At 55.9% G+C, this 17,442-nt stretch carries 16 protein-coding genes; 5 read left to right on the forward strand and 11 right to left on the reverse strand.

What is annotated here, in order from left to right; all coding sequences use genetic code 11:
• Positions 1-15 precede the first annotated feature (15 nt).
• Genes LMS44_RS07870 through LMS44_RS07885 form a run of 4 tightly spaced genes read right to left on the reverse strand, consistent with a single transcriptional unit; the run spans position 16 to position 4,220 of the window.
• Positions 16-735 carry a histidine phosphatase family protein gene (locus LMS44_RS07870; protein ID WP_159176557.1) on the reverse strand — a complete coding sequence of 240 codons (720 nt, stop codon included), beginning with the start codon at positions 733-735 and terminating at the stop codon, positions 16-18.
• Positions 735-1,844: an HprK-related kinase B gene (locus tag LMS44_RS07875; protein WP_159176558.1), complete on the reverse strand. Its 1,110-nt coding sequence runs from the start codon at positions 1,842-1,844 to the stop codon at positions 735-737. Before LMS44_RS07875 ends, LMS44_RS07870 begins: the two co-directional genes overlap by 1 nt.
• On the reverse strand, positions 1,841-2,767 hold the full coding sequence (locus LMS44_RS07880) for a GAK system ATP-grasp enzyme (protein ID WP_159176559.1): 927 nt from the start codon (positions 2,765-2,767) through the stop codon (positions 1,841-1,843). Before LMS44_RS07880 ends, LMS44_RS07875 begins: the two co-directional genes overlap by 4 nt.
• Positions 2,760-4,220 (reverse strand): aminoglycoside phosphotransferase family protein, encoded by a 1,461-nt coding sequence (locus LMS44_RS07885; RefSeq protein ID WP_159176560.1) that lies wholly within the window; start codon positions 4,218-4,220, stop codon positions 2,760-2,762. The genes LMS44_RS07880 and LMS44_RS07885 overlap by 8 nt, the downstream gene beginning before the upstream one ends.
• 258 nt (positions 4,221-4,478) lie before the next feature.
• Between LMS44_RS07885 and LMS44_RS07890 the strand changes: the two genes are divergently transcribed.
• The 3 genes from LMS44_RS07890 (at position 4,479) to LMS44_RS07900 (ending at position 7,819) form a co-directional block, all read left to right on the forward strand.
• The gene (locus LMS44_RS07890) at positions 4,479-5,714 is read left to right on the forward strand and encodes a GAK system CofD-like protein (protein WP_233974770.1); all 1,236 of its coding nucleotides are present in this window, start codon (positions 4,479-4,481) and stop codon (positions 5,712-5,714) included.
• 34 nt (positions 5,715-5,748) lie between these two features.
• Positions 5,749-6,738 (forward strand): GlxA family transcriptional regulator, encoded by a 990-nt coding sequence (locus LMS44_RS07895; RefSeq protein WP_052475578.1) that lies wholly within the window; start codon positions 5,749-5,751, stop codon positions 6,736-6,738.
• Between the two features lie 97 nt (positions 6,739-6,835).
• Positions 6,836-7,819: an ABC transporter substrate-binding protein gene (locus tag LMS44_RS07900; RefSeq protein WP_159176561.1), complete on the forward strand. Its 984-nt coding sequence runs from the start codon at positions 6,836-6,838 to the stop codon at positions 7,817-7,819.
• Positions 7,820-7,887: 68 nt separating this feature from the next.
• On the opposite strand, the gene LMS44_RS07905 is transcribed toward LMS44_RS07900, so the two are convergent.
• The 4 genes from LMS44_RS07905 to LMS44_RS07920 are packed head-to-tail and all read right to left on the reverse strand — an operon-like array spanning position 7,888 to position 11,046.
• The gene (locus LMS44_RS07905) at positions 7,888-8,706 is read right to left on the reverse strand and encodes an alpha/beta hydrolase fold domain-containing protein (protein ID WP_201304206.1); all 819 of its coding nucleotides are present in this window, start codon (positions 8,704-8,706) and stop codon (positions 7,888-7,890) included.
• Positions 8,707-8,720: 14 nt separating this feature from the next.
• The gene (locus tag LMS44_RS07910; RefSeq protein ID WP_159176563.1) at positions 8,721-9,176 is read right to left on the reverse strand and encodes a thioesterase family protein; all 456 of its coding nucleotides are present in this window, start codon (positions 9,174-9,176) and stop codon (positions 8,721-8,723) included.
• The gene (locus LMS44_RS07915; RefSeq protein ID WP_159176564.1) at positions 9,176-10,129 is read right to left on the reverse strand and encodes an L-carnitine dehydrogenase; all 954 of its coding nucleotides are present in this window, start codon (positions 10,127-10,129) and stop codon (positions 9,176-9,178) included. The genes LMS44_RS07910 and LMS44_RS07915 overlap by 1 nt, the downstream gene beginning before the upstream one ends.
• Positions 10,126-11,046: a beta-keto acid cleavage family enzyme gene (locus LMS44_RS07920; protein ID WP_159176565.1), complete on the reverse strand. Its 921-nt coding sequence runs from the start codon at positions 11,044-11,046 to the stop codon at positions 10,126-10,128. The genes LMS44_RS07915 and LMS44_RS07920 overlap by 4 nt, the downstream gene beginning before the upstream one ends.
• Before the next feature lie 284 nt (positions 11,047-11,330).
• On the opposite strand from LMS44_RS07920, the gene LMS44_RS07925 reads away from it, so the two are divergent.
• Positions 11,331-12,608: a PQQ-dependent sugar dehydrogenase gene (locus LMS44_RS07925; protein ID WP_159176566.1), complete on the forward strand. Its 1,278-nt coding sequence runs from the start codon at positions 11,331-11,333 to the stop codon at positions 12,606-12,608.
• A gap of 99 nt (positions 12,609-12,707) precedes the next feature.
• Positions 12,708-13,025 carry a c-type cytochrome gene (locus LMS44_RS07930; RefSeq protein WP_159176567.1) on the forward strand — a complete coding sequence of 106 codons (318 nt, stop codon included), beginning with the start codon at positions 12,708-12,710 and terminating at the stop codon, positions 13,023-13,025.
• A gap of 55 nt (positions 13,026-13,080) precedes the next feature.
• Here the strand turns inward: LMS44_RS07930 and LMS44_RS07935 are convergent, their stop codons facing one another.
• From LMS44_RS07935 to LMS44_RS07945, 3 genes are read right to left on the reverse strand one after another with little or no spacing between them, the layout of a single operon-like run.
• The gene (locus LMS44_RS07935) at positions 13,081-14,253 is read right to left on the reverse strand and encodes a lipocalin-like domain-containing protein (RefSeq protein WP_159176568.1); all 1,173 of its coding nucleotides are present in this window, start codon (positions 14,251-14,253) and stop codon (positions 13,081-13,083) included.
• Positions 14,250-16,751 (reverse strand): ABC transporter permease, encoded by a 2,502-nt coding sequence (locus tag LMS44_RS07940; RefSeq protein ID WP_278369596.1) that lies wholly within the window; start codon positions 16,749-16,751, stop codon positions 14,250-14,252. The genes LMS44_RS07935 and LMS44_RS07940 overlap by 4 nt, the downstream gene beginning before the upstream one ends.
• Positions 16,748-17,413 (reverse strand): ABC transporter ATP-binding protein, encoded by a 666-nt coding sequence (locus LMS44_RS07945; protein ID WP_138800013.1) that lies wholly within the window; start codon positions 17,411-17,413, stop codon positions 16,748-16,750. Before LMS44_RS07945 ends, LMS44_RS07940 begins: the two co-directional genes overlap by 4 nt.
• Between the last annotated feature and the right edge of the window lie 29 nt (positions 17,414-17,442).

The raw sequence follows: 17,442 nt of genomic DNA on the forward strand, positions 1-17,442 counted from the left end.
ATTCATCGCTATCGTCTAATCGAGAGGGTCTGCTGGCTGGCGCTGTTTCCAGTTTCCGTACAGTCGGTGCCAGCCTTGGTTATGCCGCTCGAAAACGACCGGATGACCATGAAACATACTTAACCGTTTAATATCGCTGAAGGGTATGACATTTAAATGATAGCTGGCGTGGCGAATGGAGGCGCCGTGGCCTACCACCAGCTGTAGTTGATTTAGGTGCTGAAGCTGATTCAGTTGCTTCGTTGTCTCGAGCCGCGGCTGTGGCTCTAAAAGTGCTTGTAAATGGGCAGCGACCCTTGCACCTGCCTCCAACAGAGATTCCGCGCCGTCGAAGGGCAGTCTGAAATCGCTGGCTGATTTCCAGCCCTTAGGTAAGGGCTCAAGGCGAGGGTCGAGGGCGACGATCCGTTCTATTTCCTGAATGCTGAGATTGGCCAACGCCCCAACGCTGCGTTCACATAGGGCCGAAAAGCTGCGCGAACAGGGTGGCTCCGCAAACAGCGGCGTTAGCTCTTCGCGGAAGATTTCGGCCGTTTGCCAAGCTCTTAGCAGCGTCGAGCAGTGTATCTCCGCATTGAGCTGATAGCCTGAAGTGGCTAGCCACGCGCCGAATTGACGCGCCTGCTCTCGAACGTCTGCCGCACCCTTTTCCGTGAGTGGGTAGGGCTGCAGGGCGCTGGGTGTATCCGCCAGTTGAGAATATTCACCGTGCCGAATCAGCGCCAGTGCCACCATCAGAGAATGCCTTTGGCTTGGAGCAGCGCAATGGCACGCTCAAAATCGATGGCACCGGTGAGGCGCAGCACCTCAACGCTCGCTAGATGTTCGGCATAGACCTTGGCAGATTGGGCTTGCTCGGCGGGAAAGCGGCCATCCACGTGCTGAAAAAATGGCCCTGGGCTTTTGCGTAAGCCATCAAGCGCCTCAGGTGTTTGGGGGATATCCACGCTACTCAGGGCTGTCGGGGCGGTAGCGTCTAATGCCCAGTCCAGCAGTATTAGGTGTTTGAGCGTGCCGGAGAGAGCGGTTTTACCCTCGCCATAGGCGTTAGGAATCAATACATCGTACTTCTGCTCAATATCCCATAGCTGGCTTTTGGGCATGCCGGTAAATCGGTCGCGCTCTTCAGTGGGCAGTATGTCGCTCAAACGCGGGGAGTTGATCAGCGTGCCTGGGTTAACGCGGGGGTGCTTGGCGACACCGATAACGCTTACCTGGTCGTTTTCGGGCTTAAACAGAATCCGGTCATTGGAGAGAAAGCGCGCCTTTGCGGTTTCCAGCGCTTTCAGCATTAGCGTCGATTTACCACCACCAGAGCTGGCGGCAATGGCCGTGACGTTGCCATCGATATCAAAGGCCGAGGCGTGGCCGAGCAGGTAACCATGGCGCTGATGGTGATTGAGAAACTGGTTGTTAATAAAGTTGATGACTTGCGATGAGTGCTTGTTTAACTCGCCAATCGCAGCTGGCGCCGTTAACGATTGGAACAGCACCATCCCCGTGCGTACTTTATGAATCCAGCGCCCTTGAGGAGTATCCACGTAGGCCTCTTTCAGCCCCAGAGCGCTGGTTTTGGCCCGTGTTACCGCTGTCCACTCGCGGCCGCTGGTATCCGCTTGCTGATCCAACAGCCATACCGGTAGTTCTGGCTGGTCAAGGGTATGGACTTCTTTCGGGAGCAAACCAGACGCCGTTAAACCAGCATAGTAAACCTCAAGATGGTCAAGAATGGCTGGGTGGTCGGCCAGCACGCGAATTGTTAAACCATTGAACGTCAGCGGTAACGCATAGGTGCAGGCGGCCTTTGCCTGATTGATTTGTTGATTATCAAAAAGGTTGATCATTCACCTGCCTCTGCTGTCTCTGTCTCTGCTGTCTCGGCCTCAAGCTGGCTAAGCACATAATCACACAGCTTCTCAGCGGCATCGATACCACACCCTTTTTTCGCGCCGCTAAATCCGCCAAAGGCCGAGACCTCAAAGACCACGGGCCCTTCATCGGTCAATGCAATGTCTACAGTGGTAAAGCTTAGATCGAAGCATGACTGGGCTTTTAGGCCAAGCTCAATCAGCTCAGGGCTTGCATCAAAGGTTCGATATTTGCCCCCGCTGTGTATCGTTGTATTCCACGACTTGTCATCGCCGACACGGGCATAGGTGCACAGGTACTTGCCGCCTAGAAATACCATGCCTAGATCTTGACCGCCCAGGTTGACGAATTTCTGAAGGTAAAAAAGGCCATGCTTAGCCTTAAATTTATTCAGTATTTGGGTGTTGGCTTTAACACCATCTGCCGCTTTTAACACCACCATGCCGCGGGCTTTGGTTGAGTAGAGCGGTTTTAGGATCACCTTCCCGAACGTTTGGATAGCCTCCAGCGCTGCATCAGTGCTCTCGGTTACTCGGGTCGCGGGCAGCGGGATACCGCCGGATGCCAGGGCGGCGGTGCCCTCAAGACGATTAATCAGGCGCCCGACCTGGCTTGGCGAGCTGAAACAGCGCACCCCGTCCGCTTCAAGGGTTTTGAGCATGCGCAGTCGGTCGTCGGCGGCAGGGGAGTAGGTTTCGCTTATTTTTTTGATGATCACGCCGTCAAGCGTGTTGAGCAGGGTGTCTCGATAACGCAACTCGCCGGTTTCAAGTTCCAGCACTACGTCAGCCATATCGATAACGCAGCGGTAGCCGGTGCGCTGTTCCAAATGATTCGCCAAGACCTCGGTTGACCATTTGCCAGGTATCCCAATGACCGCAATTCGCTTATTAATCACTAAAAATATCCTCTAGGGGAAGCCTGTACTTCTCTATTTTCTCAGGGGTTAGAAGTGTTATGGCCTCTAGCAGGTAGCTCGCTCTAAGGGCGAGTCGGTTGGCAAAACGTTTGTCGTAGATAAAGCGCGTAGAGGTGGCAAAGGAGCGCCCCAGCGCGATGGCTAGCCGCGCATCAAAGCTTACATCGTTATTCTCTTTGGCGAACCGGCGCGCAAACTGATAGAGCTGTCTGATCAATCCCATTAGTTCGGCTCTAGGGGCCGCATCCATAATGGGCAGCCGATAAATTGACGCCATCAGAACGGATAAATCCTGAACATAATCAGAATAGGAGGCGCGGTGCAGGTCGATAAAGTAGATGCGATTTTTGAGTTCGTCATAGATGAGGTTGTCGACGTTAAAGTCGCCGTGGATCAGCACGGAAAATGGCGCCCTAAGCTGACGCTCTAGGGACTCTACGCGATCGATCAACTCATCAAAACTGGGGCGGGGTAGTCCGCAAATGGTTTGGTGTGTATGAAACAGTGTCGGGTGCGTGTGGCGGGTTTCGGGCATGCGTTTACGCAACTGCTGCATATACTCGGGTTGAGCCGGCTCGCTAGTACGTGATGTCTTCCAGATCTTTCTCAACGTCCGTTGGAGTGTGTGGGCAAGTTGCTTGGCGGATTTCCACTGGTCGTTTAACAGTAGTGACTCAAGCGTTCGGCCGGGAAGGTGTTCGATCACCATTGAACCCAGCTCATCCCCCTGCTCGACATGGTGCGAGAGAACCGTTGGAGCCACCTTCGGATAGACCCGTTTCCATTGATCTACCCCGTAAAGTTCTTCAATGACTTTCTGGCTTTCACCCTCTTTGTAGACTGCCATCATCTTGCCAGAGGTGGCGTGCTCGGCTCTCAGTGTGGCAATGGTGCTGCCGCTGCGGGTAAGCGCCAGCCGCTCAACGGTAAAGTCGTCATTCTGGGCGGTCATCGCGTGGGCGGCATTTTTCAGTTGCTTGTAGTTTTGCAAGCGTACGGCAGGGCCGAAGTTGGCGGCGAGTAGGGCGTCGGCAAGCTCCGAAAGCAGATGGATCATACGGTTAAGCTGAAAATCCACCACGGCGCTGTTACGCATGCCTGAAGCGTCCTGCTCAAAAGCAGTGGTTAAGCGGGCGGTTATTTTGGGAATTCGGCGTCCAATTTTCAGGCCTTGGCGAGTGTTTGCATCATCGATATTAATGATCACCAGCTTCAATGATTTACCCACCAGTCGAATGAGCTTGGCATACTCTTTTCGCGATTTATCGGGAAGCTGCTTCAGGGCCTTGATGGCGGTGAATTCAAGGCAGGATTGGCCTAACTGGTCAAGTAGTCGGGCTAAGCGCTCAAGGGATTTGGATTGCTGAAAACCCTGCCCATCGACTTTGCGTCGCTGCACATCCATGGCGACGGCGAGCTCAACTTTCTCCACCAGCGTGTTCCTATAGCCTTTGCGATTGATCAGGCGCCGAGAAACGGATTCACTTGGCTGAGTCACATAAACTTCAACTAACTCGAAGTGATTTTCAACTTCGAATCGTAGAAAATAGAAATGCTCCAAAATCGACGTATTGATACGCTGCCTCACCAAGATAACGTGCGCTTAGGTGGTTACTGCTTCTGAGAGTCAACAGTATAAGTAACAGTGCCATCGTTTACGTTACATGTTTCTTACAGTTCAAAGAGTTGTATGAAAAAAAGACGTTTTATCGGTACCCGAATGTGCCTGCCCCGTGAGATTGGCAAGGGGCGGGATCTGCGTCTGGCCAGATACCGAAAAGCCCCCGAGTTAGGGCCGAAAATACTCTTCTTTAGTGGCGGCACGGCACTAAGACATTTTTCTGAGGTGTTGACGGACTATACCCATAACTCCATTCATCTGGTTACCCCTTTTGATTCAGGAGGCAGCTCGGCAGAGTTACGCCGGGCCTTCGCGATGCCTGCGGTGGGCGACCTAAGGGCACGCCTGCTTGCTCTGGCTGATGATTCTGTCACCGGGCACCCAGAGGTGGCTGCGCTTTTTTCACATCGGCTATCGGCAAGGGAGGGGGAAGACGCGACGGCAAAGACAGCACTTGAGCAAAGTCTGCAGGCCCTTGTCAGTGCTAAGCATCCGCTGCTCAAGGCAATTGCTGAGCCCATGCGGTCGCTGATCCAGAGCTATATCGCCGCATTCTACAAACATATGCCCAAAGATTTTAACCTCGCTGGTGCCAGTGTGGGGAACCTGATCTTGACCGGCGGTTATCTGATTCATGATCGCTCTCTGGATCCGATCGCCTTTCTCTTTGGTCAACTGATCAAGACCCGCGGCACCGTTCGGACAACGACGGATGCCAACCTTCAATTGGAGGTATTGTTAGAGAACGGTCGAACGATTATTGGTCAACACTGCTTTACCGGCAAAGAGACGGCTCAAATCGATTCGCCCATCAGAGCGATAAAATTATCAGGCGAGGCGGACGATATCGATACCTTGGATGCCTCCAAGGTGTGTAAAGAGACCCGTAAGCTCATTGATTCGGCAGAGCTGTTGGTTTTCCCGCCGGGCAGTTTTTATAGCAGTGTCATTGCCAACCTGCTGCCAAAGGGGGTTGATAAGGCATTGGCTAAAAACCCGTCACCCAAGGTGTATGTGCCAAGCCTGGGAACTGATCTTGAAACGCTTGGCATGACGTTGGTGGATCAGGTTCAAGTGCTCAATGAGCATTTGTCTGGCACACTCGAACCCTTATCGTCTAAGCGGTCTTCAATCGATTTTTTACTGTTTGATTCGCAGCTTCTGAGTGTTTCGGCTGATCAGATTGAGACGCTACGCGATGAAATGGGTATTCAAATTATTGATCTAGATCTTGCGCCGGAGAATGCTGATACCCAACGTTATGATGACGTTAAGCTGGCTGAAGCGCTGCTTGGGTTGACCTGACACCGACATACTCTAAATGACCTTGGGCATTGCTATGCGTCTTAGTTACCAGGGCCCGCTGCCTGAAATGGTGGGGTTTTTGCTATTGCCGCAGTATTCGATGATGGCTTTCTTTGCGGCGGTGGAGCCGCTGCGAATTGCCAACCGCATTGCCCATCGACCGCTGTTCGACTGGACGTTGATTAGCGCTGATGGCGGGCCGGTGACGGCGTCGAACGGTATGACCTTGATGGTGGATCACGCAACGGCGGATGTTCACCATTTGCCCTCGCTTGCGGTATGCAGCGGCTTTACTCCCGAGGCGCATCTTACCCGGCCGTTAATGGCCTGGCTTCATCAGTTGGATCAGGCGGGCTGCTGTTTGGGTGGTATTGATACCGGAGCGTTTCTACTCGCCGCTACAGGGTTGTTAAAGCACGAGCGGGTGGCACTGCACTGGGAGAGTCTGCCCGCGTTTCGTGAGCGTTTTCCGGGTATTGACACTACCGATGAGCTTTACGAGTTGGGCGAGCGGCGCTTCTCCTGTGCGGGTGGGGCAGCGGCGATGGATATGGCGCTGGAAGTGATTGCCCGGCGGCATGGCGCAAAGTTGGCTATCGATGTCTCCGAGCAACTGATCCATGACCGAATTCGCACCCGCAGCGATCAGCAGCGCATGGCGTTGGTGAAGCGCTTAGGTACGCATAACCGGCGCGTTGTGGAGGCGGTTGCGCTGATGGAGCAGAACCTGGAAGAACCGCTCCCCCTTGACGAGATAGCCAGCCAAGTAGAGGTATCGGTGCGCCAGTTGCAGCGTCTGTTTGAGCAGGAGCTAAACGTGACCCCGCGTCAATGGTATTTGCAGCTGCGTGTGAAGCGCGCCCGGCGGCTGCTGGCCGAGACTGACTTAGCGGTATTAGAAGTGGGCGTGGCCTGTGGGTTTAGTTCGTCGTCGAGCTTTGCGCGTACGTTTCGTGCGCATTACGGCTACTCGCCTCGGCAGGTGCGTTCTGCCATAGCGGAGAAGACCTTTAAAGCGCAATGAGTGTCGCTTAATGCCTGATAAGCGTCGCTTAGTGTCTAGTGATAGGGGAGTAGCCGCGCATACTAGCTAAACCCAACTAATAAAGAGGTTTAGCCAAATGTCGGTCACAACTAGCTTCGCCACCACTAGCTCTGCCACTACCAGCCCTACCACTACTAAGACGCTGTCGTTGACAGCGAGCTTTTTACTCGCTGCGTTTGCTGCCACACCCGCTATGGCAGAGCTTGATGAACTGCGCTTTGGGGTGCCGCCGTGGCCTGGGGTGACGGTAAAGTCTGAAGTGGCGGCCCAGCTACTTGAGACCATGGGGTACGAGACCCGACAGCAAGATTTAGCCGTGAGCGTTATCCTCGAAGGCTTAACGCGGAACGACTTGGAAATTTATCTAGGCGGCTGGTATCCCGTTCAGACTGATATGGTCGAGCCCCTGGTGGCCGACGGTAAAGTCGAAAAAGTGGTTTCCAATATCCGCGGCGCCAATTCCGGGCTAGTAGTTCCCCAGTATGTTTACGATGCAGGCGTCACCACGGTGGCTGAGCTGGCAGAGCATCACGACCGCTTCGATGGTGAAATTCAGGGGATTGAAGCAGGCACCGGTATTAACGATGCGATTCTCAATGCCATCGATAACGACCTCGCAGGTTTGGGCGATTGGCAGCTCCGTGAAAGCTCGACTTCGGCCATGCTGGCCCAGGCTGAGCAAAAAATGGCCGATGAAGAGTGGGTGACCTTTGTCGGCTGGGAGCCTCACTGGATGAACGTGAGCTTCGATCTGGCCTATTTAGCCGATAGCGATGATGCGGGCGTGGCCTCCATTGAAAGCACGGTATGGACAATTACCCCAGCCAGCCTGGCGGACGAAGCACCTGAGGTTCACCGCTTTCTGTCGCAGTACGTGGTCGATATCGAAGATCAGAATGACTGGGTGCACGAGTACAGCTACGAAGAGCGCCCGGCGGATGAAGTGGCTAATGAGTGGATTGGCAACAACCTGGATACCGTTGCCGAGTGGCTGGAGGGTGTTGAAACCCGCGATGGCGAACCCGCCATTGAGCAGGTGCGGGCCCAATTTAGCTCTTAATAGTTAATAGCACGGCTCTTAATCACACGATTCGTAAAGCCTAAGCTGCGATTAACGCCAAACAGCGCCTAATTAAGGCGCTGTTTTAGTTTTTGGCAAAAGTCCTGCCAAGCCGCACTCATACCGGGTAGCAGCGCATGAGCGTGAAGGGCGGCATGAACCATGTTCGGGGCGCAGCGATAGCCTACCGAGGCACCTTCCTCGCGCCAATTGGCTATTGCGGCTTCGATGGGGAGTGTCAGTGGATCCCTCTCCACGGTCAGCATTTCAATGCTTGCGGCAGGAGGGCGGCGATCACGCTGAGTAGCAATGATGTCAGGACACTGTTGACGAATGTCGAGTACATCATCCCGTGAAAGTAGCGGCGCATTTTCTCCCAAGCATTCAAGGGAAAGCGCGCCAACGGTTGGGTAGATCAATCCTAGCGGCGGCGCTTCATTCTGCTGATGGGCAAGGTCAATGGCTAATCGCCCGCCCGCGCTGTCACCCACCAGCGCGATAGGTTGAATCGCTTCTAACACCGTACGGCAGTCTGCCAACATGGCGGGGTAATCTACCTCTGGTGCCAGCCGATAGTTAACGCTTACCACTTCACGCTCAAGCATCTGGGCCAAACTGGCGGCGGGGCCATGGTGGCTCTCTGTTGAGCCGATGGTAAAACCGCCGCCATGGATAAACAGCGCGCGGCCTGGTGTGCGCTGCTGGGGAATAAAACGACGCACGCGAACACCACCCAAAGCGCTATTTTCGACCCGCATTCCTGCCGGGTCGGGTGGGGCGAACGTTCGGCAAAGCTCAACGTAGGCGCGCCGTGCTTGAGGTAATGGCAGCTCCTTTATCTTTGCCAGCCCGGCGCTAAAGCGCTGAATGAAGTCGTCCACGTTCATCGCTACTGTAACCCTTAGCGCCGAATGCCAATGGTGCGGCTGGCAAGCTCGGGCCAAGCGTCTTTATGGGCTTGGGGTAGTTCTGTCACGCGATTTGCGACCGCTTCTGGAAACGGGCTTGGACGCCCAGAGGCTTGTTTCATGCCCATCAACATCTGTTCGCTGGTCGCTATCAGGTTGCCTTCGTCATCGAACAGGGTGAAAAAGACGTGCAGGCGCTTGGTGTCGCTATCCAGTAGTGTCAGGCTGACGTTCAGGGCTTGGCCTTGGTGGGCCTCGCGGCGGTAGCAGAGGTGCGTTTCCAGAGTATAGATCGTGTAGCCATAGTGTTCTCGGCCCGCTTCATCCAACCCAATGGTGTCGATAAGCGCCTCGCAGGCCAGAGAGAAGACGCGGGCGTACTCCGCGTCGTTCATATGCCCGTTGTAGTCGACCCACTCGGGAGCGACGTGGGTTTCATAAATAATCATTAAATGCGCCCCTGTAAGCCTTCGGCTTCTGGCCAATATTTTTGCACCACCTCCAGCAGCTCGACTAAAAAGTCATCCCGGCGCCGGTCAAGGGTGGCCACTGATCGTCCTGCCGCTTGATGCTCACACCCCTCGACGACTTTATCAATCAGTTCGTCGGTGAGTTCCGGGGCCTCCAGCTTTGTCCAGGGCAGTTTTAGCGCTGGGCCAAATTGCTCCAGCATATGGCGCATGCCTGGCTCGCCGCCCGCTAGGTGGAAGGTTAAGAACGTGCCCATTAACGGCCAGCGGAGTCCACAGCCGTAAACCACGGCGGCATCGATCTCTTCGGTGGTCGCTACGCCATCGTTAACCAGATGCAGGGCTTCCCGCCACAGCGCTTCCATTAAGCGGTCGGCGATGTGGCCCTCAATTTCACGGCGAACCACCAGTGGGCGCATGGCGAGCGCCTGATACAACCCTTGGGCGCTGGCAATCTGTATGGGCCGGGTGGCCTTGCCGCCAACAAGCTCGACCAATGGCAGTAAATACACCGGGTTGAAGGGGTGAGCGACGATCACTCGCCCAGGCGCTTGTGAACACTGTTGCTGCAGGTCGGTGGGCTTAAAGCCGGAGGTAGACGAGCCAATAATGACGTTCGGTGAGGCAGCAGCGTCAATAGCGGCTAAAATCTTTTGCTTTAGCGGTAGGCGCTCGGGCACGTTTTCCTGAATCAGGTCAGCGCCATCCACGGCTTTTTCAATCGTATCCGCAAAGGTTAACCGCTCAGGGCTAGCATCGGGCGCTAAGCCGAGCTGGGTTAACGAGGGCCAGGCATTGTCGATAAACGATTGGGTACGCGCTGGCGCCTGGGGATCTGGGTCAAAGGCCACTACGTCCCACCCCTGGGCGAGGGCACGGGCAATCCAGCCGTTGCCAATCACGCCGGTACCGATGACGGCTAAGCGGCTCATTTGTCACCTCCTGCTGTGTTACCCATGATACGTCCGGTCATCGGGTCGCGTAGTTTGAGATGAGCGCGGGTTTCTGCAGGCGTCATTACTCGGGCGCCGAGGTTTTCAATAATGGTCGACGCTTTCTCGACCAGTTGGCCGTTGTTAGCCAGCACGCCTTTCTCTAAAAACAGGTTATCTTCCAACCCAACCCTAGCGTGGCCACCCAGCAGCACCGCCTGGGCGACCATGGGCATTTGATGTCGACCAATGCCGAAGGCGGCCCAGTTAGCGTTGGCAGGTAATTTGTTGCGCATGGCCAGCATCGTTTCTGTGTCCGCTTCGGCACCCCAGGGAATACCCAGACAGAGCTGATAGAGCGGGTCGCCATCGATCAAGCCCTCTTGCTGAAGCTGGCGAGCAAACCAGACATGACCTAAATCAAAGCACTCCAATTCTGGCTTAACGCCGGCGGCCTGAACCAGGCGGGCGTGCTCGCGCAGCCAGTCCGCAGGGTTTACGTACACCATATCGCCAAAATTGAGGCTGCCGCAGTCCAGCGTACACAGCTCGGGAAGCAGCTCGCCGACCGGGGCGTGACGCTCGGCGGGTGTTTGGATATCGGTGCCTGGGCCGCCGCGCGTTGGGTCGGTGGCATCGGGTATCCAGTCGCCGCCGCCACCAGCGGTGATGTTCATCACAATATCCACATCGGCCTCGCGTACGCGCTCCATCACTTCGCGGAACTGCTCAGTAGAGTGGCTGATGCCGCCGGTCTCCGGGTCGCGAACGTGAATATGGGCGATGCTGACCCCGGCATGCGCCGCTTCAATGCAGGAAGCTGCAATGGCCTTGGGTGTAACAGGCACATTGGGGTTTTTTGCGGTGGTATCTCCCGCGCCTGTCACGGCACAGGTAAGAATGACATTGCGGTTCATGGCGTGCTCTCTAGTCAGCAGTTTATTCGCTTACTAGTGTGTCGCCGTGTGCAGACATTAGTTGTCATAAAGCGACATTCGCTATACATAAGATGCGATTTTTGAGCTTCGTTAATTAATCTACTCCATCTCATTCCTAACGATGGGGATTACTCACTTTGAAATGTGCTGATTAGAAACTTGGTTAGCGGGAAATATTGACCGCCATGGCTGCCGATCTAAACTAAATAAGCCCATAGCAAAGCGATAACAAGTACAAACAACGTTATGAAGGAGTGCCTTCAATGTCCTATAAACCCGTTCTGCGGCCGCTATCTACGTTCATCGCTTCTGCGGTGATCATCGGCTTACCCGCCGTTGCGACTGCCAATGAGCCTGAACTCAGCCAAACTGAGGTGTTAACCGGCCTTGAAAACCCGTGGGATATGGCCTTTCTGCCTGATGGGACGATGTTTTACACCGAACGTTGTCGAGGGCTGTCGGTACGGCTACCCGATGGTGAGGTAGAGAACCTGCTAGGCATGGAAGGCACGGACGAGTATGCCACCACCGCCGATGATCTTGTCTGCGAGGGGCAGGCGGGGATGAACGGTGTGGCGGTCGACCCCGATTTCGACGAAAACCGGACAGTCTACGTTTACTCTGCTTCTAACATGTCTGAGCCACGCACCAATCGTGTGCTGCGCATGACGGTAAACAGTGAGTTTAATGAAGTATCGGATCGTACCGACATTGTCGAGGATATTCCGTACAAGCCTGCCGCCACCGACCATCCGTTCGGCGATGCTGGCGCCCATAATGGCGGACGTATCCGCTTCAGCCCAGAGGACGGTTACCTCTACGTGACCACCGGCGATAACCATAACAGCGAGATTCCTCAGTCTCCGGAGCTGCTAGGGGGCAAAGTTCTGCGCATTGACCGGGATGGCGAGGCTGCCGAGGGTAACGAACCGCCTGAGGGCTTTGATCCGCGGATTTATACCTATGGTCACCGCAACGTACAGGGCATTACCTTCCACCCGAACACCGGCCAGCCAATCGTAACGGAACACGGCCCCTGGCATTCGGATGAGATCAATGCGTTGGTCAATGGTGGTAACAGTGGCTGGGATCCGAAACCCAATATGGCTGGCCGCGGCGATTGCCCAGATGATTACTGTGGTTATGAGCCTAATCAGACCGAGGGGATGGATCCCAAAGAGCGTGCGGCCTATATGCCGGTGACCGACACCGAAACCTACCCTGACGCTATGCAGCCTGCCTGGAAAAATGATGGGCTTTCTCAAGGCATCTCATCTGCCGAGTTTCTGACCGGTGAGCAGTGGGGCGACTGGGATGGCCGTCTGATTGTTGGTTTTATGGGCATCGGTTTCGGGGGCACCCCGGTAGGACAGCGCATTAACCTGATTGATATTGCGGAGGATGGTCTTTCGGTCAATGACGTTGCCGAAATGCCGTTGCCCATGGGGGCGGCTCGTTTCCGGTCGATAGTGCTGGGCCCTGATGGTGATCTTTATACGGCAGTTGATGAAGGCAGTATTTACCGCATCACACCGGAGTGAGCTATTGGCAGCCGCGCTGGCGTATGCCTGTGCGGCTGCGCTGTCTTCAAGCCGTCTTAAGCTTTTTGATCAAGATCACTCCAATGGGAAAAGGTCACTATGAAGGTATCACTGTTTTGCGTTATTGCGACGGCGCTGCTAATGGGGTCGGCTACTCTGCAGGCGGCAGATAAGTCGACGGGAGAAACACTCTATGCGGACGCCTGCGCCCAGTGTCACGGCCCAAATGCACAAGGGATGGCTAGCTTTCCATCGCTTAGTGGTCGGGACGCGGAGTATATTACTTCTCGCCTTGAAACGTATCGGGCCGGTGAAAAGGTGGGGTCAAACTCCTTTCTGATGATCCCCAACGCCACTGATTTGTCCGACGATGATATCGCCAACCTCGCCGCTTACATCGCAGATAAGGCTGAGTGACTCAGCCCTTTGTATTAGCCCCTGTGTATTATCGAAACAATTCGCCATTAATTTGTTAATACCCTGTCATTTCCAAATAACCCTCGCCAAGCGGTTCGCCGCTGGCGAGGTCGTTGACCACCACTTCACCTTCCCAGTAGGGCACGCTGGTGGTCATCCAGCGGTTGGCGTGGGGCGCTTCGATGTTGATGTCGATCCCTACTGACGGTATTTCCAGCCGCCATTGGGTGGGCACATTGCGACCGGCGACAGCCGACGTTGCCAGCGGCGTTAGGGTAATGTCATCTGATGCTAAGGGGGTGGCGTCGCCTTGGGGAGTAATCCAGGTGCCGGAGCGGTAGTCGGCGTTTTGAGCGGAGCCACCACGTAGTTGAAACGCCATCAGCTTGTGGCCGTCATTAAGGTGAATCGAGAACCAGTCCCAGCCTGATTGGCGGGCATCAAGCAGTTGGCTGCTCCACTCACGATCCAGCCAGCCGCGTCCGCTAACGGTTTTTGTCTCGCCGTTAATGGTGACTTCGCCGTTTATCCGCCAGAAGGGCTGACTGTAGTACATGGAGCCCTGGCCATTGGCGGCTTTCTGGCTAAAACCCTGTTCGCCGTGAAGCACCAGCGGCCCCTCTGCAGTCAGTTCTAAACGGTAGCCAAAACGCGATGCACCCTCGCCGCTGTAGGCGGTTAGTGTGAGGTGATTAAAATCGCTGCTATCGGCTTCTTCGTTAGCTTTAAGCTGCCAATCATCCAGCCAGGCATGAAAGGGGCTAATCATTACGCCTGCTTGGCTGTCCTGAGGAGTATTCAATGAGGCCTGTGAATGGCTGCGCCCGAAACGTTCGGCCACCTGGTGTTGCTCGCCCTGGGAGATCGCCATATGGGCCATCCACAGTTGATCGGCTGCCCAAGGAGTAGGCGCGGGGCGTTCGTTGGGAGGCATCAGCGCCTGGCGAAAGAGCGTCCACTGCAGGCCAAGTGGCTCACCGTCGGCGTCTTCTAAATTGGCGGTTAAATACCACCATTCAATGCGGTAGTCCGGGTGGGCGGCGTGCTCTTGTGGAAAACTGAGCGGCTGATTAGGCTCGGCATGCCTAAAACCATCGGCGTCTTGTCCTAAACCGGCAAAGCCTGTGTTGTTGGTTTCGGTTTGATTCTCTTCGTCACAGCCGTAAAGCGTTAGCGCTACAGTGGCTATCAGTAGAAGATGCAAGGTTAGTCGAAGCCTTAAGCTCATTGATTGGCCTCTTCTGCCAGTAAGACCCGCGGTGAGGCGCGCCAGAAACGCAGCGTGGGCAGGGCTGCTGCCAGGAGTGCCACACCAACGGCGGTGGCCAGGGTAACGGCCATTTCCCCAGGAAATAGATAGAGCGGTAGTCGCCAGCCGAAGGCGGCCACATTAATAATCGCCACTAATCCCCAGGTAATCGCGATACCCAGTGGAATGGCCAGCAGGCCGGTGGCTAATGCGGCACCGCTCAGTTGTGCCAGATTTAATTGTGCCAGCTGTGCTCGGGGAACGCCCAGCGCCCATAGCGGCGCTAACTGTTGGCGTCGGCTGCGTGCCTGGGTCAGCAGGCTGGCGAGAAGCGCTAGTGCCGCTACCGCTAGGGTTAATGCATTGAGCGCGCGGGTAATGGTAAAGGTACGCTCAAAAATCTCGGTGGCAATACGCTTGATCTCGCGTTGATCGCTCAGCGCATCGCTACCGAGGTCAAAGCGTTCGAGCAGGGCAGTACGCAGGGCATCAACATTGGCATCGTCACTCAGCACTAACCCTATGGAGCTAGGCGGCGCATCAAAACGAGCGGCAAGCTGGGGCGATGCCATTAGCACCTGCCCGCTGGGGTTGCCGTAGTCGGGATAAATAGCGGCGATGGTCAGCGTTTCATTGGCGCCGGGCGCGTTCAGCGTCAGGCGATCACCGGGGGAGAGGTTCTCTGCAGTGGCAAGTTGCTCGTTAATAAAAATCGCGCCATCACTAAAGGCTGCCCAGGCGGATGAGCGGTCTTGTTGGGTTGCCAGCAGCGGCCAGTGCGGAGTGAGTGATTCGCCAGGGGTAATGCCGTAAAGCTCGATAGGCGTGCCTAAAGAGCGGCTACCTTCCAGCGTTGTAGCGGCCTGTAGTGTTGCATCGCTGCGCCGTGTGAGCAGGCGCTCGAAGACCTCCGGGCGATCAGCCAGCCAAGCATCAATATCCGCATATTGCTCGGCGGGGGCATTCAAGTAGAGCGGGGCGACCAAGCGCTGATCGAGCCAGTCTAAAAACGTCAGGCGAAAGCCGCCGACCATGCTACCGACCCCCAGATTGGTCGCCAGGGCGATAAGTAGTGCCATCATGGCCAGTGACAGCCTAGGTAGCTGAAGCTGCATATCCGCCAGTGCCCAGTGAATAAGTGGGCGCCGCCGGGTGAGGTACGTCAGCGCTTTTAGTAGCAGTGCTAAAAAGGGCGGCAGCCACAGGGCGCTAGCCAGAAGTAACGCCGCTACCAGCGTAAAGCCTGTCACTAATCCATCGCCAGGGGGCTGAAAGCGAAGCCAAACATACAATGCTAGCGCAACGCCCATCGCGAAAGCGCCGCCGATGCTCATTAGCGATAATTGGCGGCGGTAACCGCTACGCCAGGCCTGCATCTGACCTAACTCCAACATGTTTAAGCGGGCCGCGCGCCATAGCACGCCGCTGCCTGCCAGCAGTAGTCCGCCAAGGCTAACCGCCAGCCCACCGACCCAGTAATGCCAGGGCAGGTTGAGCTCTTGCCCGATGCCTGCGCCATAAAGTGAGCCCAGGGTTGCCGCGACATCGGGTAGTAACAAGCGTGCCAGCCATACGCCGCTGGCAATACCGGCAAGCGCTCCGATTAGGCCGAGCAGGAGCAGCTCTAAGCTGAGCGCTAGCACTAAACTGCGCCCTGATACACCCAGCACTCGCAGGGTGCGCAGCATGCCCAGGCGTTGCTCCAACGCTAGGCCTAGCGCTGCTTGAACGATGAATAGCCCCACGACCCAGGCAAGTAGCCCCAGTGCGGTAAGGTTCAGGTGAAAGCTTTCGGTCAGTTGACCAGGGGAGGCAAGCGTGGTGGCGCGGGTGAGCGTTAATCCTGGGGGCGCTTCAGTGAGTGCCCCCGGGGCGGCCACGATGCGCGTAAGCTGGTCGCCGCTTTCAAGCAACCGCGCTGCGGCGGCAATATCCATGATCAGCGTGTCTGGGGGTAGTGCTGGCGCTAAAACGAGCGGCGGGAGTGTTTTGCCATCTGCCAAGGTCGGGGTGGCAGCCGATGCATTCTCGCGCGTTATCCCTAGGGCTTCCAAAGCGTCAGGCGCTACGCGTGTTTGCCACGGGGGCGTTAGAAAGTCACTTAACGACGCGGAGGTGTTGGCTTGAGCCAGCGCGTTATCGTTGGAAAGGGTCAGTGGGTCAATGCCGATCAGAGTTAGCCGGGTGCCATCTTGGGTAACGACTTCACCCTCTAGCATGGGCGATACGGGCAAGCCTGCTTGACGCAGGGCGTGATACTCGGCACGACTGAATGGCATGCCATCGCGCCGCTCAAGCTGATCCAGCTGGGTGTCAAACAGCGCATCGGCGCGGGCGTAGCTGTCGCGAGCGGTGGCGTTGATCGCCTGGATGCCACTCCATAGGGCACTAGCCACCCATAGTCCGAGCAGCAGCATTATCAGTTGGCCGGGGTGGCGCCGGTAGTGGCTAAGTAGCGTGGATAGCACCCGGGTCATAGTGCCGCTTCTAGTAGATGACCGTGGCTTAGACGTAGGCAGCGATCAAGCGGAGCCGCCACTTGGGGGCTGTGGGTGACAATGAGCAGGGCGCACTGAGTTTCGCGAACCAGGCTCAATAGCAGTTCAAGCACTTCGCCTGCGGTGGTTTCATCCAAATTGCCCGTGGGTTCATCGGCAAGCAGCAGAGGTGGGCGCGGCGCCAGAGCACGACCAATAGCTAAGCGCTGCTGCTGACCGCCAGAGAGCTGCTCCGGGTAACGTGTTTCCATGCCACTCAGCCCAAGCCGCTCAATTAAGTGGTCTGTCCAGTCGGCATCGTCGCGATTGGCTAAGCGCGCCTGTAAGCGCAGATTGTCGATGACCGTTAAGCTGGGCACCAAGTGGAATTGCTGGAAGACTAAACCCAGTTGCTCGCGGCGTAGCTTGGCACGTGTGGGCTCAGGTAGAGACGCGACGTTCTGGTTTTCGAAGCTAACTGTTCCTTGGTCGGGAAGATCTAAACCGGCGGCAAGGTGCAGTAGGGTGGATTTGCCACTCCCAGATTCTCCCATTAGCGCCAGGCTTTCTCCTGCCGCGAGACGAAGGGAGACATCGTTGAGCACGTTCAGCGGCCCTTGTGGCGTCGTGTAGGTTTTATGTACCTGATGAAATTCCAGCATGGCTGCCTTTGTTGTCCATTAAGGTAGAG

This window comes from Halomonas profundus, assembly GCF_020865425.1.
In the GTDB taxonomy this organism is placed as follows: Bacteria; Pseudomonadota; Gammaproteobacteria; order Pseudomonadales; family Halomonadaceae; genus Vreelandella; species Vreelandella titanicae.

Excerpts from the sequence above, each read along its gene's own strand:
- LMS44_RS07870 (WP_159176557.1), bottom strand. The coding sequence starts at position 735 with ATGGTGGCACTGGCGCTGATTCGGCACGGTGAATATTCTCAACTGGCG.
- LMS44_RS07875 (WP_159176558.1), bottom strand. The coding sequence starts at position 1,844 with ATGATCAACCTTTTTGATAATCAACAAATCAATCAGGCAAAGGCCGCC.
- LMS44_RS07890 (WP_233974770.1), top strand. The coding sequence starts at position 4,479 with ATGAAAAAAAGACGTTTTATCGGTACCCGAATGTGCCTGCCCCGTGAG.
- LMS44_RS07895 (WP_052475578.1), top strand. The coding sequence starts at position 5,749 with ATGCGTCTTAGTTACCAGGGCCCGCTGCCTGAAATGGTGGGGTTTTTG.
- LMS44_RS07900 (WP_159176561.1), top strand. The coding sequence starts at position 6,836 with ATGTCGGTCACAACTAGCTTCGCCACCACTAGCTCTGCCACTACCAGC.
- LMS44_RS07905 (WP_201304206.1), bottom strand. The coding sequence starts at position 8,706 with ATGAACGTGGACGACTTCATTCAGCGCTTTAGCGCCGGGCTGGCAAAG.
- LMS44_RS07910 (WP_159176563.1), bottom strand. The coding sequence starts at position 9,176 with ATGATTATTTATGAAACCCACGTCGCTCCCGAGTGGGTCGACTACAAC.
- LMS44_RS07915 (WP_159176564.1), bottom strand. The coding sequence starts at position 10,129 with ATGAGCCGCTTAGCCGTCATCGGTACCGGCGTGATTGGCAACGGCTGG.
- LMS44_RS07920 (WP_159176565.1), bottom strand. The coding sequence starts at position 11,046 with ATGAACCGCAATGTCATTCTTACCTGTGCCGTGACAGGCGCGGGAGAT.
- LMS44_RS07925 (WP_159176566.1), top strand. The coding sequence starts at position 11,331 with ATGTCCTATAAACCCGTTCTGCGGCCGCTATCTACGTTCATCGCTTCT.
- LMS44_RS07930 (WP_159176567.1), top strand. The coding sequence starts at position 12,708 with ATGAAGGTATCACTGTTTTGCGTTATTGCGACGGCGCTGCTAATGGGG.
- LMS44_RS07935 (WP_159176568.1), bottom strand. The coding sequence starts at position 14,253 with ATGAGCTTAAGGCTTCGACTAACCTTGCATCTTCTACTGATAGCCACT.
- LMS44_RS07940 (WP_278369596.1), bottom strand. The coding sequence starts at position 16,751 with ATGACCCGGGTGCTATCCACGCTACTTAGCCACTACCGGCGCCACCCC.
- LMS44_RS07945 (WP_138800013.1), bottom strand. The coding sequence starts at position 17,413 with ATGCTGGAATTTCATCAGGTACATAAAACCTACACGACGCCACAAGGG.